Source organism: Salinivirga sp. (assembly GCF_055145285.1).
Map to the genome: position 1 here is coordinate 41124 of NZ_JBSRDC010000062.1, position 26952 is coordinate 68075.

Below are 26952 nucleotides of genomic sequence, written 5' to 3' on the forward strand. Positions count from 1 at the left end.
TTAACTTTGAGTATGGCTTCAACACAAAATATCAACGGACGGATTTCGTTTGCCTCCATTAAAAATCAACTTGAATATCCCGATTTTCTCGAGATTCAGTTGAAATCATTCTATGAGTTCTTCCAATTGAACTCTACCCAGGCTCATAGAAAAAGTGAAGGCTTACGTAGGGTGTTTCAGGAAAATTTTCCAATAACAGATACCAGGAACAATTTTGTTCTTGAGTTTCTCGACTATCAGGTCGACCCACCTAGATACACCATTAATGAGTGTATAGAACGCGGGCTCACTCACAGTGTGCCCCTAAAGGCAAAACTTAAACTTTACTGTACCGATCCCGAACATGAGGATTTTGATACGGTTGTACAGGATGTATATCTTGGAACCGTTCCTTACATGAGTCCTAAGGGAACTTTCATCATTAACGGAGCAGAAAGAATTATAGTTAGCCAACTTCACCGGTCTCCAGGTGTGTTCTTCGGACAAAGTGTGCACGCTAACGGGACTAAGCTTTATTCGGCCCGTATTATACCGTTTAAAGGCTCATGGATCGAATTTGCTACAGACATCAATAATGTCATGTATGCCTATATCGACCGTAAGAAAAAATTGCCGGTCACTACGCTGTTAAGGAGTATTGGTTTTGAGAGTGATAAAGATATTCTCGAAATCTTTGATCTTGCCGACGAAATTAAAGTGACCAAGACTGGCCTTAAAAAGGCTGTTGGACGCAAACTTGCTGCCCGTGTTCTTAAAAGCTGGATCGAGGATTTCGTGGACGAGGATACAGGAGAAGTGGTTTCTATTGAAAGAAATGAGGTTATCATCGATCGTGAAACCATACTCGAAAACGAACATATTGAAGAAATAATAGACTCAGGAGCCAAAACAATTCTTCTGCATAAAGAAGATACCAATTTGAGCGACTATGCTATTATCTACAATACACTCCAAAAAGACCCCTGTAACTCCGAAAAAGAGGCAGTAATGCACATCTATCGTCAATTGCGTAACTCCGAACCACCAGACGAAGCTACTGCAAGAGACGTGATTGATAAGCTTTTCTTCTCCGATAAACGTTATGACCTCGGAGACGTGGGACGTTACAGACTAAATAAAAAGTTAGGTGCTGATATTGACATGGATACACGCATACTGACTGAAGAAGATATTATTCTTATCATTAAATATTTGATCGAACTTATCAACTCTAAAGCAGATGTTGATGATATTGATCACCTGAGTAACCGACGTGTACGTACAGTTGGTGAACAACTCTACAACCAATTCGGTGTAGGTTTGGCACGTATGGCACGTACCATCAGAGAAAGAATGAACGTAAGAGACAATGAGGTGTTTACGCCCGTTGACTTGATTAACTCAAAAACACTCTCTTCCGTAATTAATTCTTTCTTCGGTACCAATGCTTTGTCTCAGTTTATGGATCAAACAAACCCATTGGCCGAGATGACGCACAAAAGAAGAATGTCTGCACTTGGACCAGGCGGTCTTTCACGTGAAAGAGCCGGTTTTGAAGTACGAGATGTGCACTATACACACTATGGACGATTGTGCCCCATTGAGACACCAGAAGGTCCGAATATTGGTCTTATATCTTCTATGACTGTCTATGCCAAAGTAAATGAACTTGGTTTTATTGAGACACCCTACCGCAAAGTACAAAGCGGACGAGTCGATATGTCCGATAAAGGGGTTGTTTATTTAAGTGCAGAAGAGGAAGAAGAACAAATTATAGCTCAGGCTAATGCCCCACTTGATGAACAAGGTAAATTTGTGAATGATCGTGTTAAATCACGTTTGGAAGCCGATTACCCTATAACCTCACCTGATGAGGTGCACCTCATGGATGTGGCACCAAACCAAATTGCTTCGATTGCAGCATCTCTTATTCCATTTTTGGAACATGATGATGCAAACCGGGCACTTATGGGATCTAATATGATGCGTCAGGCTGTTCCATTGCTTAAGGCGGAATCACCTATTGTAGGAACCGGCATTGAGCGTAAAACTGCTCTGGACTCTCGTAATGTACTCGTGGCAGAAGCAGATGGTATTGTAGACTACGTTGATGCAGAAGAGATAGTGATACGGTATAATCGCACTGAAGATGAGAGATTTGTAACTTTTGGTGACGATATAGTAAGATACAGACTTGACAAATTTCATAAAACTAATCAGAGCTCATCGCTGAATTTAAGACCTATTGTTCATAAAGGGCAAAAACTTCAAAAAGGTGACGTACTTACAGAAGGTTATGGCACAAAAGAGGGCGACCTTGCACTTGGCCGTAACCTTAAAGTTGCGTTCATGCCCTGGAAAGGATATAACTTTGAGGATGCCATTGTAGTTAGCGATCGTGTTGTTCGTGAAGATGTGTTTACTTCCATTCATATTGTTGAGCATAATCTGGAAGTACGAGACACTAAACGCGGAATGGAAGAGCTTACAGCTGATATTCCAAACGTCAGCGAAGAAGCCACAAAGGACCTTGATGAGAATGGTCTGATTAGAATAGGAGCACATATTAAGCCTGGGGATATACTTATTGGTAAAATTACACCTAAGGGTGAGTCAGATCCTTCGCCCGAAGAAAAATTGCTCCGCGCTATTTTTGGGGATAAAGCAGGTGATGTGAAAGATGCATCGCTAAAAGCCGGACCCTCTGATTATGGAGTGGTAATAAATAAAAAACTATTCTCCCGTACTGTTAAAGACCGCAAGGTAAAATCAGCAGAGAAAGTTCTTATCGAGAAACTTGACAAAGAAATGGAAGGCAGAGTTGCTGAGCTTAGAAATAGGCTGATCGACAAGCTTTTCATCATGGTCAATGGCAAAACATCGCAAGGTGTCAAAGATTATTTCAACACCGAGGTAGTTGCCAAAGGAACCAAGTTTACGCAAAAATTGTTGAATGATATCGATTACTTGCAGGTTAATTCTTCAAAATGGACTACCGATAAGAAAAAGAATGAGCTCATCGAATCGCTTATTCACAATTACACTGTGAAATATATGGAGATCGATGGTGAATTTAAACGTAAAAAATTCAACATAACCATCGGTGATGAATTGCCTAATGGTATTATTCAATTAGCCAAAGTATATGTAGCTCAAAAGCGCAAGGTTAAAGTCGGTGATAAAATGGCCGGCCGTCACGGTAATAAAGGTATTGTAGCAAAAGTTGTACGCAAAGAAGACATGCCTTTCCTCGAAGACGGTTCACCAGTAGACATTGTATTGAATCCGCTGGGTGTGCCTTCACGTATGAACCTTGGACAGATTTATGAAACTGTTCTGGGTTGGGCTGGACAAAAACTTGGTGTGAAATTTTCTACACCAATTTTCGATGGCGCCTCGCTAGATGAAATTAATGAGTATACCGATAAGGCAGAAGTACCCCGTTATGGTAAAACTCAACTTATTGATGGCGAAACCGGACAGCCATTTCACCAGTTAGCTACAGTGGGAGTTATTTATATGCTGAAACTTGGCCACATGGTTGACGATAAAATGCACGCGCGTTCCATTGGACCTTATTCACTTATTACGCAGCAGCCATTGGGTGGTAAAGCTCAGTTTGGTGGTCAGCGTTTTGGTGAGATGGAAGTTTGGGCCCTCGAAGCATTTGGAGCATCTAATATATTGCAGGAAATCCTGACTATCAAGTCAGATGATGTACAAGGTCGCGCCAAGGCATATGAATATATTGTAAAAGGTGATTCATTGCCCGAGCCCGGAGTACCAGAGTCATTCAATGTATTGTTGCATGAGCTAAGAGGACTTGGTTTGAGTATAAGCCTCGAGTAATTTCCGGTGCCTAAGGCACTTTATATCAATAAAAACTAATACGTCAATTATGGCATTCAGAAGGGATAATAAAGTTAAGAGTGACTTCACGAAAGTAGTCGTTAGTTTGTCTTCACCGGAAGAAATTCTGGAAAGATCGTATGGTGAAGTTCAAAAGCCGGAAACCATAAATTATCGCACATACAAACCCGAAAGAGACGGTTTGTTTTGTGAACGCATTTTTGGTCCGGTAAAAGATTACGAATGTCACTGCGGTAAATATAAACGTATCCGTTACAAAGGCATTGTTTGTGATCGATGTGGGGTAGAAGTTACAGAGAAAAAAGTACGTAGAGAACGCATGGGGCACATTAATCTTGTTGTGCCCGTTGCGCATATCTGGTACTTTAGATCATTGCCAAATAAAATCGGATACCTGCTTGGTTTGCCAACCAAGAAACTAGACTCCATTATTTATTACGAACGTTATGTGGTAATTAACCCAGGAGTTAAAAAAGAAGACGGTATTGAATATCTCGATTTCCTTACCGAAGAAGAATATCTTGATATTCTTGATTCGTTGCCAAAGGAAAATCAGTATCTTGAAGATACTGATCCTGACAAGTTCATTGCTAAAATGGGTGCAGATGGATTAAATGAATTACTCTCGCAACTTGATTTAGATGAACTTTCATTTTCATTGCGCGATAAAGCAAGTAAAGAAACTTCTCAACAACGTAAAAACGAGGCACTTAAGCGTTTGCAGGTTGTGGAGGCTTTTAGAGCTGCAAAAGGTAAAAACCGTCCGGAATGGATGATTCTGAAAGTCGTTCCGGTCATACCTCCTGAGTTGAGGCCATTGGTACCACTTGATGGAGGTCGCTTTGCTACATCGGACCTTAATGACCTTTATCGTCGGGTGATTATTCGTAATAACCGCCTGAAAAGGTTAATAGAGATAAAGGCACCAGAGGTAATTTTGCGTAATGAGAAACGCATGCTGCAAGAATCTGTCGATTCATTAATTGACAATTCAAGAAAATCTAATGCCGTAAAAACAGATGCCAATCGTCCGTTAAAGTCACTCAGCGACAGCTTAAAGGGAAAACAAGGACGTTTCCGTCAAAACTTACTCGGTAAACGTGTCGATTATTCTGCACGTTCAGTAATTGTGGTAGGACCCGAGCTGAAAATGCATGAATGCGGTCTTCCAAAAGATATGGCTGCAGAGTTGTACAAACCTTTTGTAATTCGTAAACTTATAGAGCGCGGTATTGTAAAAACGGTTAAATCTGCTAAAAAGATTGTCGACCGCAGAGACCCTGTGGTTTGGGATATTCTTGAAAATGTATTGAGAGGTCATCCGGTTATGCTTAACCGTGCCCCTACACTTCACCGTCTTGGTATTCAGGCATTCCAGCCCAAGCTAATTGAGGGTAAAGCTATTCAGTTGCACCCGCTTGCATGTACTGCATTTAACGCCGACTTTGACGGTGACCAAATGGCTGTTCACTTGCCGTTGGGCAATGAAGCCGTTTTAGAAGCCCAAATGCTTATGCTGGGGTCGCATAATATCTTAAACCCGGCCAATGGTGCACCTATTACGGTTCCTTCTCAGGATATGGTTTTGGGACTATATTACATTACCAAGGAGAGAGAAGGAGTAAAAGGCGAAGGACTTACATTCTATTCCCCGGAAGAAGTGAAGATTGCCTACAACGAGGAAAAAGTAGCCCTTCATGCCGGAATCAAAGTCCGTATCACCTTAAAACAAAAGGATGGGAGTTTTAAGGATGAAATCATTAAAACCACTGTAGGTAGGGTGCTGTTTAATGAAGTTGTACCTGCTGATGCAGGATATATTAATGAACTTCTGACTAAAAAAGCCCTGAGAGATATTATTGGACAAATCTATAAACTGAGTGGAACAAGTGTTACTGCCCAATTCCTCGACGATATAAAAGATATGGGTTATAGAATGTCGTTCAAGGGAGGTTTGTCCTTTAACCTTGATGATGTAATTATACCAGAAGCAAAGGCAAAACTTGTAAAAGAAGGATATGCTCAGGCTGATGAAGTTGCCAATAACTACAACATGGGATTCATCACAAATAATGAGCGCTATAATCAGGTGATTGATATCTGGACACATACCAATGCCAGCTTAACTCAAATACTGATGAAACAATTGAGTACAGATAATCAGGGTTTCAACTCTGTGTTTATGATGCTCGACTCCGGTGCTCGTGGATCGAAAGAGCAGATTCGTCAGCTTTCAGGTATGCGTGGTCTTATGGCTAAGCCGCAGAAGAGTGGTGCTACAGGTGCAGAGATTATTGAGAACCCTATCCTATCGAATTTTAAAGAGGGATTGTCTGTTCTTGAATACTTTATCTCTACTCACGGTGCACGTAAAGGTTTGGCCGATACAGCCCTGAAAACAGCCGATGCGGGTTACCTTACTCGTCGTTTGGTAGATGTGGCTCAGGATGTTGTAGTTAGAGAAGACGATTGTGGTACTTTACGTGGTCTTATGGCTACTGCTATTAAAAAGAATCAGGAAGTAGTAGAAACACTATATGAGCGTATTCTTGGCCGTACTGCATTGAACGATGTATATCACCCATTAACAGGAGATCTGATGGTGGGTGCAGGTGATATTATTACTGAAGAAATCGCCGCAAATATTGAAGAATCTCCACTTGAACAGGTTGAAATACGTTCTGTACTTACATGTGAAGCCAAACATGGTGTTTGTGGAAAATGTTACGGAAGAAATCTTGCAACTGGTAGAGATGTGCAAATTGGTGAATCGGTAGGTGTAATTGCGGCACAATCAATTGGTGAGCCGGGAACACAGCTTACACTGCGTACATTCCACGTTGGTGGTACTGCGTCCAATATTGCAGCTGAGTCCAGTATTGTGGCCGGATATAACGGTATAGCTAATATAGATGAACTTCGTACAGTCAAATATAAAGACGATTCAGGTAATGTAAACCACATTGTGATCGGCCGTTTGGGCGAACTTCGCATTATTGATGAAAATACAGAGTTGGCATTAAGTACTCACACCATACCTTATGGAGCTAAAATCTACATTAAGGATGGAGATAAAGTGAAAAAAGGTGACCTGGTCTGTGAATGGGACCCATATAATGCAGTTATTATTTCTGAGGCAGAAGGTAGTATATCATTTACAAATGTTATTGAAGGTATTACTTTCCGCGAAGAAATGGATGAACAGACCGGTTTCCGCGAAAAAGTAATTACTGAAACTAAAGATAAGACTAAAAACCCCATGATTAAGGTGCTTAATAAGGATGGGGAAGTCACTAAGATGTATAACCTGCCTGTTGGAGCACACATTGCAGTAGAGGAAGGCGAAAAAGTGAAGGTTGGTCAGGTAATTGTTAAAATTCCTCGTTCAGCCGGCAAATCTGGCGATATCACAGGTGGTTTGCCACGGGTAACCGAGCTTTTCGAAGCCAGAAACCCATCCAACCCATCTGTAGTGGCTGAGATTGATGGTGAAGTCAGCTTTGGTAAAATTAAACGTGGTAATCGTGAGGTTATCGTAGAATCTAAAGCCGGACAAACCAAAAAATATCTGGTTTCGCTCTCTAAGCAGATTCTTGTACAGGAGAACGATTATGTGCGTGCCGGTATTCCGCTTTCTGATGGTGCTATTACTCCTGCCGACATTCTGAGTGTTCAGGGACCAACTAAGGTTCAGGAATATATTGTGAATGAAGTACAGGAAGTGTACCGTATGCAGGGTGTGAAAATTAACGATAAGCACTTTGAGGTAATTGTTCGTCAGATGATGCGTAAAGTAATTATTGTTGATCCAGGCGATACTAAATTCCTCGAAAAACAAGAGGTCGACAAGATCGCTTTCATGGATGAAAATAACTGGATTTATGGACGTAAAGTTGTAGAAGAACCTGGCGATTCTGAAAACCTGAAAATGGGACAAATCGTTAGTCTGCGACAGCTGCGCGAAGAAAATTCAATACTTAAACGTAAAGATATGAAATTGGTAGAGGTGCGTGATGCAATTCCAGCTACATCAAGTCAGGTGTTGCAGGGTATCACAAAAGCTGCACTTCAAACCAAATCGTTTATTAGTGCTGCATCGTTCCAGGAAACGACTAAAGTATTAAATGAAGCCGCAATTAGAGCTAAAATAGATGGGCTCGAGGGTCTCAAAGAGAACGTAATTGTGGGTCATAAAATACCTGCCGGAACAGGCCAGCGAAAATTTGAAGACCTTTTGGTTGGTTCTAAAGAAGAGTTTGATAAACTCATAGAATCTAAAAGAGAAACCCAGAAGTCATAAACAATAATTTTATCAGATATTAATTAAGAGCGCGGCAATATGTTGCGCTCTTTTTTCTTTTATTCCTTCACTTTTTCTTACATTTATGTTTTATACCAAACTAAAACTTTAACTATTATGAACCAATCTAACGAAAAGAAACAAAATCAGGTCAATATTGAACTGAAAGAAGATATTGCAGAAGGTATTTATTCGAACTTAGCTGTAATTACGCATTCCCCGGCCGAATTTGTGATTGATTTTGTGCGGGTTATGCCAGGGTTGCCTAAAGCACCCGTAAAGTCAAGAATAATACTCACTCCAGAACATGCCAAAAGATTGATGAATGCCCTGAAAGATAATATTGATAAATTTGAGTCCGTTAATGGACCAATAAAGTCATCAGGAGGTGGTAAATCTGATATGCCAATGGGATTTGGCGGACCTACAGCACAAGCCTGATTGTTAATGATATAATAACAAGGGCAATAGATACAACATTTGAGCTTGTTATGCGTATAGTGTTTAATGTAACCCCAAAAAAATTATTAGTTATGAAAAATTTTTTATTAGTTCTATTCATTCCTTTGTTTTTGTTCTCCTTTACAGCATGTGAAGAGGATAATCAAACAAGCATTGGGACCCCGGCAGAAGAGGACTTGCAGCCAATAGAGGATAATACGAAAGCTGAACAAGGTGTTATGAATTCAGCCAACCTCATGAATCCATACGGTTTAGATGAAGACCTTTCAGGAAAAAAAGCAATGAGTAGTAATCCAGTTTACTCAATAGGTGCTGATTCGCTGGTTGTAACCATAGATTTTTCAGGAGTTGAAAACATGGGTGGCGAAATTGTAGTTACATACAATACAAATCCTTTGCATAATTTTAATCACATTACCGCTGAAGCTGAATTGAATGATTATACGCAAGGAACAGTTGTCTATAATGGAACACTGCTTTTTGATATGGTCGTTTCAGATGTTAATGTTATTACTATTACTGTCTCAACACCCGATGGTGCAGAACTCAATATTCAGGATGGAAACGCAGAGACTACCTGGATGGGAACCCGCACTTTGACATGGACAGAGGGTTTTGATACTCCAATAGATGAGATGGATGATATTTATGAGGTTGAAGGAAGTTCAGAAGGACGTACCTCTAATCAAACAAATTATACTTCTGAGATTTTAGTTCCGCTGGTATTTTCACCAGGTTGTGACTATGTAATGTATGGTGAGCAACAACTCAAAAATTATGTGGGTACAGACCGTGAGACAACCCTTACACTTACCTATAATATTGATGCCAGTGGTAACATTCTAACAGAACCCACATGTAATTCCTATTTTAATTTGAATTTCGTGTCGCAAAACCTTGAATTAAACCTGGTTTTAGATTTGAGCGACATGTAGTAATGAAATATTTTCGAAAGCCGCCTGAGTAATCCGGCGGCTTTTTTTATGATATGGAGTTTTTTTAATCAGGAATTTATTAATTTGCGCCATCAAAAGTTAAACTGATTGACTTATGTTGCAGAGAATTCAATCCATATTTTTAGCAATGGCCTTTATTGTTTCCATTGGCTTTTACATTTGGCCTATCGCCATTTTCCCTACAGAATCCAGCGATTTAATTTTTACCGCGAAGGGGTTTTTAAGTAGTTCGGGTAAAATAATTACTTTACTCTATCCTTTTTTAATATTGTCTGGGGTAATCTCTTTTCTTCTTCTTTATCAGTTATTTAGCTTTAAAAAGCGTATACGCCAGATTCAAACAGGTAAAGCTATTATAATATTGCTTCTACTATGGTACGGAGTTGGTCTGATACATGCCTATAGTTATTTTCAAAATTTTGAAATTTTGTTGGAGCTCAGACCACATGTTGTTTTATTTATACCTGTTGTCTTAATCATTCTTATTTTATTCGCAAACAAGTACATCCGGAAAGATGAAGATCTTGTTCGCTCTGTTGATCGCATAAGGTAAAACATTGCGCTGACCTAATAACACTTTTAATACCTTCTCGTTATAGCATTAGCTAATTAATTGTTTATGATAAGTAAAAAGCATTTTTTTACAGTATACATTATTCTTTTTATTGTCTTTTTGTTTTCTGCAAATCTTCACTTATCAGGGCAGAGCAGGAGTGATATCGAACTGGCAAGGGAATATCTTCGCAATAAAGAATATAGTAAAGCCGTAACATTATATGAGAAGTTATATGGACTTCAGCCATCTTCATCGGTTTTTTTGCGTTACTATATCCGGTCATTGATGGGTGTTGAGGATTACCGCAAAGCTGAAAGAGTGGCCAAAAGACATATTCGCAGAAATGCCCATGATTTAAATGCCCATGTTGAGCTGGGCCAGGTTTACCAACAACAAGGCGAAGATAAAAAGGCTACTGAGGTTTATAATGATATTATAGAAGCAGTTGGTGATAATATAAACCGTATGAGGGAGCTCGCCAATATTTTTATTAGTCGCCGACAGTTTGGCTGGGCTGAGGAAGTTTATCTTGAAGGAGCAAAGCGCAATAAACATTACCAATTTAACTATGAGTTGGCCAATGTTTATTATTACCAGCGCAACTATCCAAAAATGATTGATTCTTATTTGGAACTTTTAGCAGTGAATGATCAATATCTGAATACCGTCAAAAACCGACTCAACCATGCAGTGTACAGCGATACAGATGATACGCTTACAGATTTATTGAAAGAAAGGCTGCTACTGATGAGTCAAAGGTATGAGGGCCGTGATGTTTTTAATGAGTTACTTGTGTGGGCACACTTGCATGACGACGAATTTAACCGAGCTTTGATTCAGGCAAAAGCCCTTGACAGACGTAATATGGAAGATGGGCAAAGAATTGTTGATATCGCACAAAAGGCCCTTAGAAAGAATCAATATGATGTTGTTGCCCGTGCGGCTGAATATGTTATGAACAAAGGAAAAGGGGGTAACTATTATATTTTGGCCAGGCATCTTTATCTAAAATCACGTTTTAGCCAGATAGAAGAAGGCATAATATACGAAAGAAATGAAATGATTAGTCTGGCTAAAAAATACCGGCAAGCTATTAATGAAAGTAGACCGGGAGCTCGCCTATTGCCTTTTTATACAGACCTTACCCGGCTCTATGCTTTTTATATGCGCGAAATCGATTCAGCATTAAATATTGTCCAAAAAGCTTCGAAATTGCCGCAATTATCTGAAATGGATGAGAACCGAGTAAAGATTCTGGAAGCTGATGTGAAACTCGTTGACGGGCAAATTTTTGATGCAACGCTCATTTATGCAGGCGTTGAACGAAGGCTTAAAAATAACCCAATTGGCTATGAAGCTAAATTGAAAAAAGCACTTATGGCGTTTTATCAATGCGATTTTCAGTGGGCATTAGGCCAGGTTGATGTGCTCAAAGCCAGCACATCTAAACTTATTGCAAATGATGCGGCTGAATTGTCTTTGCAAATATTTGAAAACCAAACTGAAGATTCTGTGCAGGTAGCCCTGTGCCGCTATGCAAAGGCCAGGCTGGCAAAACACCAACACAAGGACTCTGTGGCTATACAAATTCTTGATTCCCTGATTTTAAAATATCCCAATCACCCGGTTTTAGATGATGCGCTTATGGTAAAAGCTAAACTAATGAGAAGCAATAAGAAATTTACCGAAGCAGCAGATTTGTTTCTAAAGGTTTTTGAGCAATTTCCGGATGAGCCTTTTGCTGCGGAGGCAGGATTTCATGCGGCATTGTTGTTCGAGGAGCAATTAGGTCAACCTGACAGGGCTTTTGATATATTTAAAAAGTTGCTCAAAAACTATCCGATGAGTATTTACCAACCAACGGTGAGAAAACACATAAGAAAATTAAGAGAAAAAATAGTCAATTAGACTAAATTGACGTGCGTTTGATGTTCGTTAAATTAAGTTCATCTTATGTTTAATGTAGCCCTGGAAAAGCAGAACAAACTTATGTGTGTTAGAAATTCGGTAACGTTTGCTCATAATATTGTTTGCTTTGGTTTGCCTGATTTTAAGAAATAGTTTCTTGTAATAGGTGTATGCCAGGAATACGCCCAATCGTGAATCTTTGTTGAGCCGTTTGATGCCCTCGTAGGCTTCCTCAAAATCTTTTGCTATATCCTTCTCAATTTTAATTTTATCGCTGTCAGAGAAAAATGCAGGATCAATTTGGGGGAAATACGATCGGCTTCTTTCTATGTAATCACTTCTGATATCGCGCAGGAAATTAATTTTCTGAAAAGCTTCGCCAAGCTTTTTAGCAGGCTGCTTTAATTTCTGGTATCGTTGTTCATTATTTTCAGTAAATACCCTTAAACACATCAGGCCTACAACTTCTGCAGAACCATAAACGTATTTTTTGAACGTGTGGCTATCATATTCTTCGTGTTTCAGGTCCATTTGCATACTGTCCAGAAAAGCATCAATAATTTCTTTATCGATACTGTATTTATGTACTACATGTTGGAAGCTATGGAGGATTGGATTAGTGCTGATTTTATCTTCTATTGCTTTGTAGGTATCGGCTCTGAACTCTTTCAATAGCCTTTCTTTATCATGCTCATGAAATGTATCGACAATTTCATCGGCAAATCTTACAAAACCGTAGATGCCATGAATGGGCATTCTGAACCTTTTTGATAATAACCTTACTCCTAAAGAGAATGATGTACTGTAATTGCGTGTAGTATTTTTACTACACTGTAGTGCGTTTTTTGTGTACAGGTCCATAGTCTTTTTCTATTCGTTCAACAACTAATTTAGAACTGATAACGGCCATCGGTAACCCCGTGCCTGGTACAGTTGAAGAGCCTACGTAGAATACATTTTTGTAATCTTCATCGATATTCGAAGGTCTGAAGGCTCCTATTTGATTTAAATCGTGCGCCAATCCTAAGCCGCTTCCCCGGTGCAATCCAAAGGTTTCTTCCCAAAATGGCGGAGCAAATATTGTCTTACTTACAATATGATTTTTTATGTCTGTGTCAATACGGTTGCCCAAATCTTCAATGATATTATTGGCTAGTTCATCCTGGTCGCTCCAATCGGGTTTGTATCTCTGGTCTGGAACAGGGCAGAGTATGAAAACGGCTTCCTGACCTTCAGGAGCACATTCTGCATTGTGTTTGGAAACGTTGGTTACGTAATAGTATGGTTTGTCTAATGAAATGCTGTTTTTAAATATTTTACTGGCATATTCTTTAAAATTGTCGCCCAGAAAATAGGAGTGGTGTTCCAGTTCAGGTAATTTTTTGTCTATTCCAAGGTACATGGTAAATGGGGCAAGGGTCCATTTTCGCTTATCGAGTTTAGGTGTGCTGTATGATTTTTTATTCATTATTTTATTTCTGAATACCGCTGCATCTGCATTTACTACAAAAATATCTGCTTCCCATTTTTTTCCTTTCTGGTCAACAAATGCAGTTACTTTATTACCATTCGATTCAAAACTTTGAATTGAAGTATGATAGGTAATATCTATATTTTGTTTTTCCATTTCCCTGATTAATCCTTCCACAATTTTGTACATACCACCTTTAACATTATGGTAGCCATCGTGGACCAGTTCGGTATAGGACAGCAGGGAATATATAGCAGGTGTATCGAATGGTGTGGCCCCAAGGAAAAATGCAACCAGCGAGAGTGTTTCTTTTACTTCTCTCGAGGTGAAGTATTTACTAACTTCGGTCCAGAAAGATCGAAGCATTTTAGGAGCATGGCCCCAGGGAACCCTCGCCAGGGTAAGAATGTATTCGGCTATATTGCTAAAATTGCGTTTGATGACAAGGTCAGTGCTGTCGTGAAAAAATTTACCGGCAGAGTTGAGGTATTTTTCAATGTTTTCGCGGAATTCAGGCTCAACAGCTTTAAACTCATTAGCTAATTTGTCAAGATTCTTATAAATGTTATATGTTGCACCTGTATCGCGAAAGTTGACAGAATAGAGTGGGTCTAGTTCTATAAACTCAAAAGGCATGGGGATTTCAGCATCGTTTATAAATTCAGTAAATTCATAGCTCATGCTGAAAAAGGAGGGGGCCATATCAAAAGTGAAACCATCTTTTTTTAGTTGATTCAGCCTGCCGCCAGCCTGGTGATATTGCTCAACCATATGCACGCTGTAACCCCTTCTGGATAATCTAAGCGCTGTTGTTAATCCCCCAAGCCCGGCACCTATAATTAATGCATTTGGCATTTGTGTATTGTTTGCGTTAAATATTTAAACAAAATTATTCAACTGTTCAACAAGGAAGTGAAATTTTTGTTTGACAGTTAAACAAGATTATACAAAAATCATTGATTTGGCTCATTTATATTAGTTTGTAAATTAGACAAGGTTTAATAATCGTGAAGATTGTTTTGCAGAATTTGTTGGTCTTTGCAAAACGAGTTTGTTAAAAAATGTTTAAAGATGAATGAAAAAATCGCAATAATAGGTTCTGGAATTGGAGGAATTGCATCGGCCATTAGACTTGCGGCCAAAGGACATCAAGTCACGGTATTTGAGCAAGCCGGAAATCCGGGTGGAAAATTGAATGAGATCAACAAGGATGGATTTCGATTCGATACAGGGCCTTCGTTATTTACACTTCCCGGTTTAGTAGATGAGTTATTAAGTTTAGGAGAAGTGGAACCATCTGATGCTTTTAAGTATCGCAAGCTCGATATTGTTTGCAAATATTATTATGAAGATGGCACTGTGCTTAATGCCTGGGCCGATCCGGAACGCTTTGCCACAGAAGCCTGCGAAAAAGTAAATGAGCCGGTATGGCGCATTCATAATTATCTCCGTAAGATGGGCGAGATGTACGACCTCTCTGCAGACCTTTTTATTTTTAAACCTTTTGCACGCTGGGAAACATTCAAATCAGATGCAGGAAAAAAAGTGGCGCGCCAGCTGCACAAGTTAGATATGTTGTTTTCCATGCATCAGCGTAATAAAAGGAGCTTTAAGAGCAAGCATCTTATAAAACTTTTTGACCGCTATGGAACATATAACGGATCGAACCCATACAAAGCCCCTGCAACCCTTAATATGATTTCGCACCTTGAGCATACTGATGGTGCTTATTTTCCGGAGAAAGGTATGTATGATATTGTAAGACAACTTGTGCTACATGCCCAAAAGTTAGGTGTTGATTTTCGCTTCAATGCCCGGGTACAGGAGGTGCTTTTGGAAGAAAAAAAAGCAACAGGTTTAAAAGTTAACGGCGGGGTTTTTTCGGCCGATCGTGTGGTAAATGATATGGATGTAACAAATTTCTACAAACATTTAATGCCAAACAGAAATCTGCCCCTCAGACTAAGATTAATGGAGAAATCGAGTTCGGCTGTTATTTTTTACTGGGGTATGAATAAAAAATTTCCCAATCTGGATTTACACAATATATTTTTTGCTGAAAATTACAAAGAAGAGTTTCAATATCTTTTCCGTAAAAAATTACTATATCACGACCCAACCGTTTATGTTTTTATAAGTAATAAAGTCACCGGAAGCGATGCTCCCGAAGGAATGGAAAATTGGTTTGTGATGATTAATGCTCCTGTCAATAAAGGACAATATAATGAAACAGTTATGTCTGAAATGCGCGAAAATATTTTGAGTAAATTAAACAGAATGCTTAAAAATGACGTGGCTTCACATATTGTTTCTGAAACAATTGGAACGCCGCTCACCATTGAAGAACAAACTTCATCTGCCGGAGGCTCAATATATGGCAGTAGCTCCAATAGCAGGTTTGCTGCATTTATGCGACACCCTAACCGCATGAGCAGGTTTAAAGGATTGCATTTCGTAGGAGGAAGCGTGCATCCGGGAGGTGGTATCCCATTATGTATTGCTTCAGCAGGCATTGTAAGTGAAGATATTCAAAACGAAAAATAGATTGCAGGTATGCGAAAATTGTTTGAAAATATTACTGTAAGCAATGAAAAGTTAGTCCGAACCATTGTGTCCGTCTATATCATCGGTGTGTTGGGTTTTTTAATACCCTATACCCACGACCTTTTTGTGAATCTTACCGTTTTAAATCTGTTTTTTAGCCTGACTATGCTTTTCATAGCTACCTGGGCTGATTTAAATTGGCGACATTGGGGAATTTTTATTTTGGTTTATTTACTGGGATACGCAATTGAAGTTGTGGGGGTAAATACCGGCTGGCCTTTTGGTGCTTATACTTATGGCAATATACTGGGAATTAAGTTGTTCGAAACGCCGCTTTTTATAGGGGTTAACTGGTTGTTGCTTGTGCTGGCTACTAATCTTATGGCTCGTCAAAAAATAACAAACCCCTGGCTTGTCCCTGTGGTAGCTGCCACCATGATGCTTATTTTTGATATTGCGTTAGAGCCATTTGCAATTTACACCGGTATGTGGACATGGGAGGCTGTAGGTGTGCCTTTCGATAATTACCTGGCATGGTGGGTAATTGCCTTCTTTATGCATGTTCTTCTAATTCCTATAAAAATTACCCGTGGGTACATTGTGGCTACTACTGTTTTTCTCGCTCAGCTCATATTTTTTATCATTATTAATCTGAAAAACTATTTGATATGATTATAGCCCGTCATTTGGCTTTTTATAAATGGTTTTACGGGTTTTATTCCCGGTTTGCCATTAAGCGGGCTTTCAATGCCGTGCATGCAGATGTCCCTGTGGTTGATAGTAATAAACCTTTGTTAGTTGTTGGGAATCATCATTCCTGGTGGGATGGTTTTATAGTGATGGATTTGAACAGACAAATCTGGAAAAAACGTTTTCATGTAATGATGTTGTATGAGCAGCTTAAAAAGCATCCAACTTTTAAATTTGCGGGTGCATATTCTGTGAAAAAGGGAGAACGAAGTGTCGTGGAATCTTTGCAGTATACCGCTCATTTGTTGAAAGACAGCCGAAATCTGGTCTTGTTATATCCACAGGGCGAAATACAATCTCAGCATCAGGAATACATAAAATTTCAAAAAGGCGTCAATCAAATTGTAAACGCAGCACCCGGTATTACCGTTTTAATGTTGGTTTCTTTTACCGATTACTTTTCGAACAAGAAAACCGGGCTTTGGATTTATGGCAAAATTCTTAGTCAATACCAAAACATAGAGAAATCTTATAACGACTTTTACTTACAGTGTAAAAAACAGCAACAAGTATGGAAGGGATAGTCATTGGAGCCTGGTTTGTAATTGGCTTTGCTATAATTCGTTCAATGGTGGCAACTTATAATGTACTTTGGAAAAGAAGACTTGATAAAAAGTCTATAGAGGTCGCAGAGTTTGTTGATATTCTCATTCCGGCCCGGAATGAAAGAGATAATTTGCCCAAAATACTTGCAGATCTTAATTTGCAGACCTATAAAAAATTTAGATTAACGGTATACGACGACAACTCGGAAGATGGAACCAGTGAATTTTTATACAAACAAAAAGCAATAGATCCGGAAATCAATGTTGTTAATGGTGTTAATTTACCACAAGGGTGGAGCGGAAAAAATCACGCTTGTTATCAATTGGCCAAACAGGCAAAAGGTACAATTATTATATTTCTCGATGCTGATGTACGGGTGAGTCCTGCGTTTGTGGAACGGGTGGTGGGTCATTTTCGTAATCATAAGCTTCACTTACTATCATTTTTCCCGGTTCAGATTACCACTACATTCGGTGAACGATTGGTTGTGCCATTAATCAACTGGATACTATTGACGCTTTTGCCATTAAGTTTAGTGAGAAAGTCATCCGACCCTGCTCTGTCGGCTGCTAACGGGCAGTGTATGGTTTTTGACACAGAAAATTATTCTGAAAATCAATGGCACAGTCAAATCAGGCTTAATCCGGTAGAAGATATTGCCATCATGAAGAAAATGAAGCAAGCCGGGTTTAATGTAGAGACATTGCTCGGCAGCAATGAAATTAGTTGCCGTATGTACCAGTCGTTTGGCGAGTCAATAAATGGCGTGGCAAGGAGTGCTCCTGCTTTTTTCGGTAATAACTGGCTTCTGGCAACTTTTTTTGTAGTTATTGTAATCCTTGGGCCACTTATGGTTTTGTTATCAGGTAAACTCTTTTTAATAATCCTGTTTATCGTAATTGTAACTTTAATGAGATTACTTGTAGCTTATGCCAGTAAGCAGTCTCTTTTATTAAATGTGTTACTTCACGTACCACAAATGGTCATGCTTCCAATAGTTGTTTTTAAAGGTTTTCATGCTCGCGTTAGGAGGCATTATATATGGAAAAACAGGATTTTCGATTTATAAAAAAAGCAACTGCAGGCTCTTCGGTTCCTGTAAGATTGGTGCAATTGTCAGACCGGAAGTTAATAGCGCAGCTTTTGGCGTCAGGGGGTAAAAGAGAACCTGGTCGGCTTGTTAGAAAAAAAACCGAACCAAAAAGGCTAGCGGCTGCATTGTTAACAGCCATCAAAACAGCCTCTGGCTGTTAAATATTGAGGGCATATTTAGCGTGATCTTCAACTTTAACCAGGCCTTTTCGTTTGAGCGTAATCATGTGTTGAAGGCCTCTTTCTGCTGAAATCCCCAAATTTTTAACGATTCCGCCAAGGGTCATTTCATTGTTTTTTTCTAATAATTCAAGAATGTCTTGATTGGTTTGATCTTGTAATAATTCATTCATAATTTAATAGAATCTGTTTTTATGGGTTAGACATATGATTATTAGACGAATTACCAGCAAAAAAGTTGCCAGAAATCGTTACTTATTTGTTATCTGAATGTTAGTTTTTGATAATCCGGGGCATACTTTCGGGCAACCTTGTCAGCAATTCGTAGTTTACCTGCTGCGTAAATTCACTAAAAGAAGAGACTCTGATAATATTATTCTTCTGTTGCCCAATGAGTACTACTTCATCCCCGGCCTTTGCATGATTGATATGTGTAATATCAGCTATTAGCATATTCATATTTACGAGTCCAATAACCGGGGCAATTTTTCCATGAATCAGTACACGCCCATTGTTGCTTAATGATCGATTAAAACCATCGGCATAGCCAACAGGCACAACGGCTATTTTTTTCTTTTCGCTGGCGAAAAATGCAGTACCATAGCTTATGAATTCTCCCGGTTCGACTGATTTAATGTGCATTACACGGCTTTTCCAGCTTAAAACACGCCTGAGTGGGTCAATGGTGTGTTTGTATTTTTGCATAAATGCAATGCGGGTTTCAAAGCTTGGCCAGAAGCCGTATTGGAGAATACCTGAGCGTATTAAGTCTTTTCGCGTTCTGGGGTAAGAAATAGCGGCAGCAGAACAGGCCATGTGCAGTTTTTCCGGCTCAAAGCCCTGCTCTTTGATGTGATTGAGCTGTCTGTTGTAATTAATTATTTGCCTTTTAATTCTTACATGGTTGGCTATACTTTCTGCACCGGCAAAGTGCGTGCACGCGCCTTTAATATTGACATGGGCTCTGTTGTCTTTGATTAATTTCAGGGCCCTGTTAAGGTTTTCGTCGTCGAGGCCGGTACGGTTCATGCCGGTTTCCAATTCCAGGTGTATGTTGGCCTTTTTCTTAACTTTTTTTGCAGCAACTATGGCTTTATTAAGGTCCCCGGGTTGATATACAAAAAAGCTGATATCGTGTTCAATAACCCATTCATATGAATCATTTGGAATGAAACCCATAATCATTAGGTGGACGTCTTTGTTCTTTACGCTATTTACCCGGCAGGCTTCTTCTAATGAAAAAACAGAAAAATATTTGATGCCGGCGTCCTGGGCAAGTGGAACAATTTGTTCAATACCATGTCCATAGGCGTTTCCTTTTACAACCGAAGAAATATCGGTGCCTTTAAAAATGTTCTTCAGGAACTCAAGATTATGCAGATAGGCTTTTTTATCGATTTCTATCCATGTGCGCAGATTGGCCGGCATATTGTCTGTTTTTTGTTTCCTTGAATTTCGCAAATTACGTTCCACTATATTTCAACTTTTTTATATATATCTGATTCACTTTACAACAAATATAGAGTTTCTCAGTGCTTTTCCAAAAAAGGTCTGCTGTAAGTGTACTAATGAGGTAATGTTGTGCACTCTCTGTGCGAAAGCGAACGCATTTTTGCCCGTTTTTGAAACACTCTGGTATAGCTTTATATTTCAATTCAAAAGCATTCAGAGACTTATGTTTTTTGGTGGTTTTTTTGCTTACTCAGTCTGGTTTGTAATAACCCAACATTGAAATATAATTTAAAAAGGTTTTAAATATGAAAAAAATCATGAATTTTGCCCTTGTTTTATTAATCAGTAGTTTAATACTATCATGCAATATGAATAACAAAGGCGAAGAAAAACCCATCAAGAAAGAAGATATGGACCTGACTGCCAGTCCAGTTGAAGATTTTAACCAATATGCTAACGGCGGATGGATGAAATCGCACCCAATTCCCGCAGACAAATCCCGGCACGGTGCTTTTACAGAATTGGCGGACAAAAATGAAAAGAAGCTGAAAGCCATTGTGAAAGAGATGACTGAAGCCAATGCAGCTGCAGGAACAGTTGAACGTAAAATAGGTGACATGTTTGCCACGGGTATGGATACAACAGCTATAGAAAAAGCCGGTGCCGAACCGATAAAACCATACCTTGAAAAGATTGAATCCATACGTAACGTGAAAGATTTACAGAGCTTGCTGGCTGAATTTAAAACCCAGGGAATGGGCTTTATTTTTGGTTTTTATGGCTCGCCTGATAAAATGAATTCTGATTTCCAGATTCCGCAACTCTCACAAAGTGGTTTGGGATTACCCGACAGGAGCTACTATTTTGATAAAGGTGAGGATGCTGAAAAAATTCGTAGCCAATACTTAGAGCATGTTCAAAAAATGCTGGAGTTCGCCGGCGAAAATCCTGAGAAGGCAAAACGGGCAGCTCAAAACATTATGGACATTGAAACCCGTTTGGCCAAAGCTTCATTGACAAGAGAGGAATTACGCGATGTAAAACGCACCTATAATAAAATGCCCCTGAAAAAAGTCGATAGTTTAATGGATAATTTCGACTGGAAAACCTATTTCGTTAGCGTTGGTTTGCCCGAGCCCGGTGAAATTAATGTTGGTATGCCTGACTTTTTTAAGGAACTGGATAAAATGCTGGCTGAGCAAAATATAGAAGACTGGAAGTGGTACCTTAAATGGCACATGATTGATAAAAATGCATCTTTTTTAAGCAAAGATTTTATTAATCAAAACTTTGCATTTTACGGACAAATTTTGAGCGGGCAGGAAGAAATACGTCCAAGGTGGAAGCGTGTACTGAATGCTACAAACGGTGTGTTGAGTGAGGCTATAGGTAAAGTGTATGTCAATAAGTATTTTCCGCCGGAAGCAAAGCAACGTATGGAAAAACTTGTGGGTAATCTGAAGCTGGCCCTCGAAGAGCGCATTAAAGTGCTTCCGTGGATGGGCGATAGCACCAAAACGCTCGCCCTGGAAAAATTAAATACCATAAAGGTTAAGGTTGGCTATCCCGATGAATGGAAGGATTACAGTACGCTGGAAATAAAAAATGATAATTATTTGGCCAATATTATGCGAGCCCGTCAGTGGAACTACAAAGATATGCTGAGTAAAATCAATAAGCCGGTAGATAAATCGGAGTGGTTTATGCCTCCACAAATGGTAAATGCCTATTACAACCCGGCCTACAATGAGATTGTTTTCCCTGCTGGTATTTTACAACCGCCCTTTTTCTACCAAAATGGCGACGACGCCGTGAATTATGGTGCCATTGGAATGGTTATAGGGCATGAAATGACCCACGGTTTCGATGATAAAGGTCGGCTGTTTGATAAAGATGGTAATATGACCGATTGGTGGACCAAAGATGATGCTGAGCGATTTAATGAAAGATCGAAAAAGCTTGTGGAGCAATATAACAATGTAAAAATTATCGATACCATAATGGCTAATGGCGAACTTTCTCTTGGTGAGAACATTGCCGATCTTGGTGGACTTAATGTTGCCTTAACTGCTTTGAAAAACACAGAGCAGTACAAAAATGGCAAAGAAATTGACGGTTTTACGCCTTTGCAAAGATTTTTCCTTGCTTATGCACACGTATGGGCACAAAATATACGTGATAAGGAGAAGATAAGGCTCACTAAAGTGGATGTTCATTCACTCGGTAGAAATCGTGTAAATGAACCGCTTCGCAACATGCCGGAGTTCCACAAAGCCTTTGGCGCCAAACAAGGAGACTACATGTTCCTCCCTGAGGAACAAAGAGCTTATATTTGGTAATAATTAGGTGAGTTCACTCTCAGAAGGCACCTGGCTGTGGTCAGGTGCCTTTTTATATGGTTAACAAAAAAGCACAGAATAGTTTTAAATGTTATTCTGTTTATTTCAGCCCCCCGGCAATTACGCAGGTCTGTTTTGAGTTTCTCTGGTTGCCATTTTCATCGAACCATTCAGCGTAAATTATGTACACACCAACAGGCAATTTTTGACCATCATCATCAGTACCATCCCATGTAAGAAACCCTTCAGAAGATATGGTTTCGTTATTGAGCAGGTGGCGCACTGGCATGCCTTTGTGGTTTAATATGCGAATGTTTAAAACATTATTTGGATTCGCAAAGCGGTAATTGATTTTCAGGTAATCCTGGAAGCCGTCGCCATCCGGGCTTAATGTTTCATTTTCCAGGGAAATGTTATCCTTGTCAATTTTTCGTTCATTGTATTGCGAATTTTCACGTGTAGGCGTTCCAAAGCCGGCATCTGCTGCCGCAGAATACCAGTTTGACGGGTTGTTGGAGGCCGTTAGGGGTGAAATTCTCTCTAACGATACGCCATCCGGGTCATCCAACAGCGCATGATGCATTGATTCATTATAAATCATTTGATCTATCACCGTACCATCTGTTTGCATAAGAAGGAAGCTTCCGGCATCGTTAGGTAATGAGGGTAAACTGGTGATGAATGTGCGTTTTTTGTAAACTGGACTATAAACTTCCTCCATACACTCATAGTCGCTGGTAAGAATGAAATACTGCTGTGGCGGCAAAATATATCTTTTCTCCATGGCCTTTGCAATATCAGCTGGTTGGTCAAATTCATCGAGGTTTCCAATGAGCAATTGGTCCATGGTTAGATAATTATCACTGATGTTATAGATTTCTACAAAATCATTGCATCCTGTTACCGGGTTAAACAGTATCTCGTTAATCACAACGTCGTTTTTTTCCGGTGCAATGGGTTTTTCAAAGGTAAATGTTGTGGGTTCCAGAGGGTTATTGTTGCAATCTTTGAAATTGCGGAGCGTAATGTTGTATTCTAAATCATCTGATAAAGGCTCATTTAATTTCATTATAAGCTCTTTACCCTTCGGGTGCGGAATAAAAAGGTTCGAAATTTTGAGGTTATCACTTGAAATATTATCAGTGGCAGTGTCTGGCCACATTGGACTGTCAAATTCAATGTGTATGGTGGTGTCGCCCGGTAAGATGTAAAACAGGGCCTGTGGCATTTCATTATCCGGGTTGGCCTCATAAACTGCGTTTAAAGTGCCGGGTGTTCCATAATTGCCGGATGTGCTGGTACGCCAGTTTTCAGCTGCTCCGCACAGATGTTCCGGGTCAATTCTTTCTAATGCATATCCTCCGAGGTCGGCCAGATTATTATCGTGCCAATTGTCGTCGTAATCTACCCAGGAGATATTGTTCCCTTCTAAATCGCTAAGCTGAAGCAATGTACCGCCATCGCTGAGGTCAGAATTGTCGAATAAGTAGATGGCATTTTCAGGTGCTGTAGGATGTGCAGCCATGAATTCAGGTAAAATGAGTAGATATCCATTGGCGGGGACTATGGCAGAAGGCAGTGTCCACGTTCGGCTGCCGGCATGCAATGTCCAGTTTTGGATAGATACGTCCAATGAATCGCGATTGTAAAGCTCCAGAAATTCATAAGCTATTCCGTTTTCGGTGTTAGGTTCCGCGAGAATTTCGTTGAAAACAATTTGTTGAAACTCCGGGGGCACAAGGTAGCATGTAATTGAGGTGTCTGTAAGTGTGTTGCCACAAAAATCTTCTATGTTGCTCAACTGTATTTCAATGCCGGTGCGTGCAGGCATTGTTTCAGTTGTAGAAATTTGCCATAGTTTGGGTTTGTCTTCGCTATAAGAAAAGATTACATTGCCAGGGTCAGGTGTTATACTGATATTATCCGAATTAATCAGGGTTTGTGGTACTGTCTCTGAAAATAAGACGGTTATGGTATTTTTATCGATAGCAGAAACAGATTTTACATAAGGCGCAGTCTGGTCGAGATTCTCTGCATCAACAGAGTTAATGGCTCCCGGTGTACCACCTATTGAATTTTCTGAGGCTTGCCAGTTATTGGCTTGAGCACACCAGGTGTCAGGATCAATTTGTTCAATGCTCCACCCGCCGTCTTCTTTTTCGGGGTCACCATACCAGTTAGGGGTGTAATGTATGGTGTGGATGGTTTGATCATCGGAGTCTTTTAGTGTGACGGTTTTTCCATTGTTGGTTAAAACAGATGTTGTGATTTCGCCCAGCACAGCTCCATAAACACCATACGCGTCAACAGCTGCACTGCTGGTAATTATTACGTAACTACCCGGAGCCATTGTGTGTTCAGGGAGAATGGTTTCATCATCACCAATTAGCAATTTCCAGTTTTTGAGGTTTATTGCAAATTCTGACCGGTTGTAGAGTTCCAAAAAATCATATTCCGGCAGCTCAACTGGCGGGTAGGTATCGAATAGTATTTCGTTGATGACTATTTCGCCGGGCAGTGGAATAAAATAGGTGAAAATATCTGTTGTGTCTTCCAGTATGTTTCCCTCTGTATCCTGTATGTCAGAAATGTAAAGCGTATCTTGTTCACGGTTCACAAAGTCGGTAGGGAATACAAGGTTTACAACAGTGCCGGAATTTTCGAAACTAACTGATTGTGGGACACCTGCTTTAGCTGCCTGGAAACTGTTTGTTGTAGTAAGTGTGGTATCTACAGATTCTGAAAATGTAAGCGACAGTGTGTTGGCATTCAGTACGTTGGATTGCACGAGTTCGGGGGCGATGGTGTCGTAAATAATTTCACCAATGTAAATGCTGTCCATGTAAACGACGCGTTCCTCAGATGGTGTGTTGATGTTGGTGCAAAGTCCAAAATAATTTCCTGTTACAATTTCTTCGTCTGCTGATGTACCTCTCAAGGTAGAAGCTTGTTCATAAACGCCTTCATCAATGTATAATTTCCAACCTGCTGTTTCTGTGCGTGTGATTTTAACAGTATAGGGTTGTGGACTTCCTCCGTCGCTGCCTTGCGGAAAGTTTGTTTCGATGATGGGGGAGCATAGGGTGCCCGTTTGCTTGTAAAGCACAAAGCTGTCATCTGCACTGCCATCGAACCTTAAAAAATAACCGTAAAAGTCCATGCTGCCGGGCTTAAGCAATTGTGGATTGTTTGTTGACGCATTGAGTAAAATATAAAAATCATTGGTGCTTGAAATGCTCCAGTTGGCACCGTCAGCTATTGTGAAGGACCATTGCCCGAATGAACGTAAAGCTTCAAATGTGATGGCTTTATCTTCCATATTTTGCCGTGACCGCAGTAATGCTCTGTCTGTAACATATTCTGAGCTAAAACTTCCATCACCTTCCGTGGGAGGATCCAATATTTCAAAGTCGGAAACGTCTCCCTGCCATTGTGGATTGCTTGTTAAATCAAAATCGGTGAATGATTCTGTGATGTTTTGGTTGAGTATGGCAGGTGTTGTAAATTGAATGGTAGTATCCATTGCATTGCCTTCTAAGTCCTCTACACCGTTAATTGACAGTGATAAACTTTGATTGGCAGCAAGTTCATTTGTCAATGTTAATCGTAATCGATCTGGTTGATTGAAAACATATGCAGCCAGGTTTGGTGCTCCTATTCCTTGCAAATTATAATTAGCTGTATTGTGTGCCGATGCAGAATCTGTAAATTCATCCAGCTGGAGGTCGATTGTTTTGGGACTTGTTACGGCATGTCCGGTAATGTATGGAGGTTGCTCATCTAAAATAATATCTCTTGTAATAATTTGGTCAATGTACGCTACTCGCACAGCCCCCGGATTTTGAATATTGGTAACCAGCCCAAAATAAGAGGAAGTGGTAATTTCATTATCTGTTACTGTACCCAGTAAAATTTGCGGGTCCAGGTATAAACTATCTTGTATAAATATGTTCCATTCACCGTTGGTTTGGCGGCTTATTTTCAGGCTGTAGGTTGTCGAGGTCGTGCCATCGTCGCCACCAGGGTAGTTTGTGTTGAGCAGGAGTGTGCTGGTTGTACCTGTTTGTTTATGTAATGTAAAACTATCTCCTTCGTTACCGTCGAAGCGGAGAAAATACCCATTGAAATCCCGGCTGCCATCTTTGAGTAATTCCGGGTTATTGGTATCACTCATTAAAACTACATAAAAGTCATTTGAGCCGGAAACAGCCCATCCGCGACCATCAGCTACCGAAAAAAGCCATTCCCCATAAGCCCTCGTAGATGCAGTAACCAATGCAGCATCACCGCTATCTGGTTTGGAGCGGAGCAAATGGCCATCATCATTCCATGTTTCATCAATGCTTCCATCGCCGGTATTGGGTGGGTCTACTACAGAAAATTTATCTGTATTGCCTGTCCATAGGGGATTAGCGGTGAAGTTCATGTCTGAAAACGATTCTGAAAGCTGAGCATGACTTATATTGGTGCAAAATAGGAATCCAATGAGTAGGTAAAGAGATATTATCCGCATCTTTTATTAGTTTTGTGTTTGAGACTGAAAAATT

Annotated in this window: 16 protein-coding genes; 11 read left to right on the top strand and 5 right to left on the bottom strand. The window is 39.9% G+C overall.

Annotated features, from left to right (window positions below; translation table 11 throughout):
* The first annotated feature begins 12 nt into the window (after positions 1-12).
* The 6 genes from rpoB to ACTB0Y_RS12750 all read left to right on the top strand — a co-directional run bounded on the left by rpoB (position 13) and on the right by ACTB0Y_RS12750 (position 12031).
* A complete protein-coding gene (gene rpoB, locus ACTB0Y_RS12725; RefSeq protein WP_463207203.1) occupies positions 13-3828 on the top strand; it encodes a DNA-directed RNA polymerase subunit beta in 3816 nt (1271 codons plus the stop codon).
* Between the two features lie 49 nt (positions 3829-3877).
* Positions 3878-8149, top strand: a complete 4272-nt coding sequence (rpoC, locus tag ACTB0Y_RS12730) for a DNA-directed RNA polymerase subunit beta' (protein ID WP_463207204.1) — start codon at positions 3878-3880, stop codon at positions 8147-8149.
* Between the two features lie 117 nt (positions 8150-8266).
* Entirely contained in the window at positions 8267-8590 is a 324-nt protein-coding gene (locus ACTB0Y_RS12735) for a DUF3467 domain-containing protein (RefSeq protein ID WP_463207205.1), read from the top strand.
* A gap of 92 nt (positions 8591-8682) precedes the next feature.
* Positions 8683-9546 (top strand): hypothetical protein, encoded by an 864-nt coding sequence (locus tag ACTB0Y_RS12740; protein ID WP_463207206.1) that lies wholly within the window; start codon positions 8683-8685, stop codon positions 9544-9546.
* A 115-nt stretch (positions 9547-9661) separates the two neighbouring features.
* Positions 9662-10120 (top strand): DUF4293 domain-containing protein, encoded by a 459-nt coding sequence (locus ACTB0Y_RS12745; RefSeq protein WP_463207207.1) that lies wholly within the window; start codon positions 9662-9664, stop codon positions 10118-10120.
* A 66-nt stretch (positions 10121-10186) separates the two neighbouring features.
* Positions 10187-12031, top strand: a complete 1845-nt coding sequence (locus ACTB0Y_RS12750) for a tetratricopeptide repeat protein (RefSeq protein ID WP_463207208.1) — start codon at positions 10187-10189, stop codon at positions 12029-12031.
* Positions 12032-12058: 27 nt separating this feature from the next.
* On the opposite strand, the gene ACTB0Y_RS12755 is transcribed toward ACTB0Y_RS12750, so the two are convergent.
* Together ACTB0Y_RS12755 and ACTB0Y_RS12760 are read right to left on the bottom strand one after the other, a co-directional pair.
* Positions 12059-12892: a phytoene/squalene synthase family protein gene (locus ACTB0Y_RS12755; protein ID WP_463207209.1), complete on the bottom strand. Its 834-nt coding sequence runs from the start codon at positions 12890-12892 to the stop codon at positions 12059-12061.
* A complete protein-coding gene (locus ACTB0Y_RS12760; RefSeq protein ID WP_463207210.1) occupies positions 12858-14357 on the bottom strand; it encodes a phytoene desaturase family protein in 1500 nt (499 codons plus the stop codon). Before ACTB0Y_RS12760 ends, ACTB0Y_RS12755 begins: the two co-directional genes overlap by 35 nt.
* A 216-nt stretch (positions 14358-14573) precedes the next feature.
* On the opposite strand from ACTB0Y_RS12760, the gene crtD reads away from it, so the two are divergent.
* Genes crtD through ACTB0Y_RS12780 form a run of 4 tightly spaced genes read left to right on the top strand, consistent with a single transcriptional unit; the run spans position 14574 to position 18411 of the window.
* Positions 14574-16046, top strand: coding sequence for a 1-hydroxycarotenoid 3,4-desaturase CrtD (gene crtD / locus ACTB0Y_RS12765; protein ID WP_463207211.1), 1473 nt, complete (start codon positions 14574-14576; stop codon positions 16044-16046).
* Positions 16047-16055: 9 nt separating this feature from the next.
* Positions 16056-16718 (top strand): carotenoid biosynthesis protein, encoded by a 663-nt coding sequence (locus ACTB0Y_RS12770; RefSeq protein WP_463207212.1) that lies wholly within the window; start codon positions 16056-16058, stop codon positions 16716-16718.
* On the top strand, positions 16715-17320 hold the full coding sequence (locus tag ACTB0Y_RS12775; RefSeq protein WP_463207213.1) for a lysophospholipid acyltransferase family protein: 606 nt from the start codon (positions 16715-16717) through the stop codon (positions 17318-17320). The genes ACTB0Y_RS12770 and ACTB0Y_RS12775 overlap by 4 nt, the downstream gene beginning before the upstream one ends.
* Positions 17308-18411: a glycosyltransferase family 2 protein gene (locus ACTB0Y_RS12780; protein ID WP_463207214.1), complete on the top strand. Its 1104-nt coding sequence runs from the start codon at positions 17308-17310 to the stop codon at positions 18409-18411. Before ACTB0Y_RS12775 ends, ACTB0Y_RS12780 begins: the two co-directional genes overlap by 13 nt.
* A gap of 181 nt (positions 18412-18592) precedes the next feature.
* Here the strand turns inward: ACTB0Y_RS12780 and ACTB0Y_RS12785 are convergent, their stop codons facing one another.
* Both ACTB0Y_RS12785 and alr read right to left on the bottom strand, forming a co-directional pair.
* Positions 18593-18787 (bottom strand): hypothetical protein, encoded by a 195-nt coding sequence (locus tag ACTB0Y_RS12785; RefSeq protein ID WP_463207215.1) that lies wholly within the window; start codon positions 18785-18787, stop codon positions 18593-18595.
* A 100-nt stretch (positions 18788-18887) separates the two neighbouring features.
* On the bottom strand, positions 18888-20087 hold the full coding sequence (gene alr / locus ACTB0Y_RS12790) for an alanine racemase (RefSeq protein ID WP_463207216.1): 1200 nt from the start codon (positions 20085-20087) through the stop codon (positions 18888-18890).
* A gap of 284 nt (positions 20088-20371) precedes the next feature.
* Here alr and ACTB0Y_RS12795 point away from each other — a divergent pair, with 284 nt between their 5' ends.
* Positions 20372-22405, top strand: a complete 2034-nt coding sequence (locus tag ACTB0Y_RS12795) for a M13 family metallopeptidase (RefSeq protein WP_463207217.1) — start codon at positions 20372-20374, stop codon at positions 22403-22405.
* Between the two features lie 100 nt (positions 22406-22505).
* Here ACTB0Y_RS12795 and ACTB0Y_RS12800 read toward each other — a convergent pair whose 3' ends face one another.
* A complete protein-coding gene (locus tag ACTB0Y_RS12800; protein WP_463207218.1) occupies positions 22506-26918 on the bottom strand; it encodes a lamin tail domain-containing protein in 4413 nt (1470 codons plus the stop codon).
* Positions 26919-26952 lie beyond the last annotated feature (34 nt).

Excerpts from the sequence above, each read along its gene's own strand:
- rpoB (WP_463207203.1), top strand. The coding sequence starts at position 13 with ATGGCTTCAACACAAAATATCAACGGACGGATTTCGTTTGCCTCCATT.
- ACTB0Y_RS12800 (WP_463207218.1), bottom strand. The coding sequence starts at position 26,918 with ATGCGGATAATATCTCTTTACCTACTCATTGGATTCCTATTTTGCACC.
- rpoC (WP_463207204.1), top strand. The coding sequence starts at position 3,878 with ATGGCATTCAGAAGGGATAATAAAGTTAAGAGTGACTTCACGAAAGTA.
- ACTB0Y_RS12775 (WP_463207213.1), top strand. The coding sequence starts at position 16,715 with ATGATTATAGCCCGTCATTTGGCTTTTTATAAATGGTTTTACGGGTTT.
- ACTB0Y_RS12740 (WP_463207206.1), top strand. The coding sequence starts at position 8,683 with ATGAAAAATTTTTTATTAGTTCTATTCATTCCTTTGTTTTTGTTCTCC.
- ACTB0Y_RS12750 (WP_463207208.1), top strand. The coding sequence starts at position 10,187 with ATGATAAGTAAAAAGCATTTTTTTACAGTATACATTATTCTTTTTATT.
- crtD (WP_463207211.1), top strand. The coding sequence starts at position 14,574 with ATGAATGAAAAAATCGCAATAATAGGTTCTGGAATTGGAGGAATTGCA.
- ACTB0Y_RS12780 (WP_463207214.1), top strand. The coding sequence starts at position 17,308 with ATGGAAGGGATAGTCATTGGAGCCTGGTTTGTAATTGGCTTTGCTATA.
- ACTB0Y_RS12795 (WP_463207217.1), top strand. The coding sequence starts at position 20,372 with ATGAAAAAAATCATGAATTTTGCCCTTGTTTTATTAATCAGTAGTTTA.
- ACTB0Y_RS12735 (WP_463207205.1), top strand. The coding sequence starts at position 8,267 with ATGAACCAATCTAACGAAAAGAAACAAAATCAGGTCAATATTGAACTG.
- ACTB0Y_RS12785 (WP_463207215.1), bottom strand. The coding sequence starts at position 18,787 with ATGAATGAATTATTACAAGATCAAACCAATCAAGACATTCTTGAATTA.
- ACTB0Y_RS12760 (WP_463207210.1), bottom strand. The coding sequence starts at position 14,357 with ATGCCAAATGCATTAATTATAGGTGCCGGGCTTGGGGGATTAACAACA.
- ACTB0Y_RS12770 (WP_463207212.1), top strand. The coding sequence starts at position 16,056 with ATGCGAAAATTGTTTGAAAATATTACTGTAAGCAATGAAAAGTTAGTC.
- ACTB0Y_RS12745 (WP_463207207.1), top strand. The coding sequence starts at position 9,662 with ATGTTGCAGAGAATTCAATCCATATTTTTAGCAATGGCCTTTATTGTT.
- ACTB0Y_RS12755 (WP_463207209.1), bottom strand. The coding sequence starts at position 12,892 with ATGGACCTGTACACAAAAAACGCACTACAGTGTAGTAAAAATACTACA.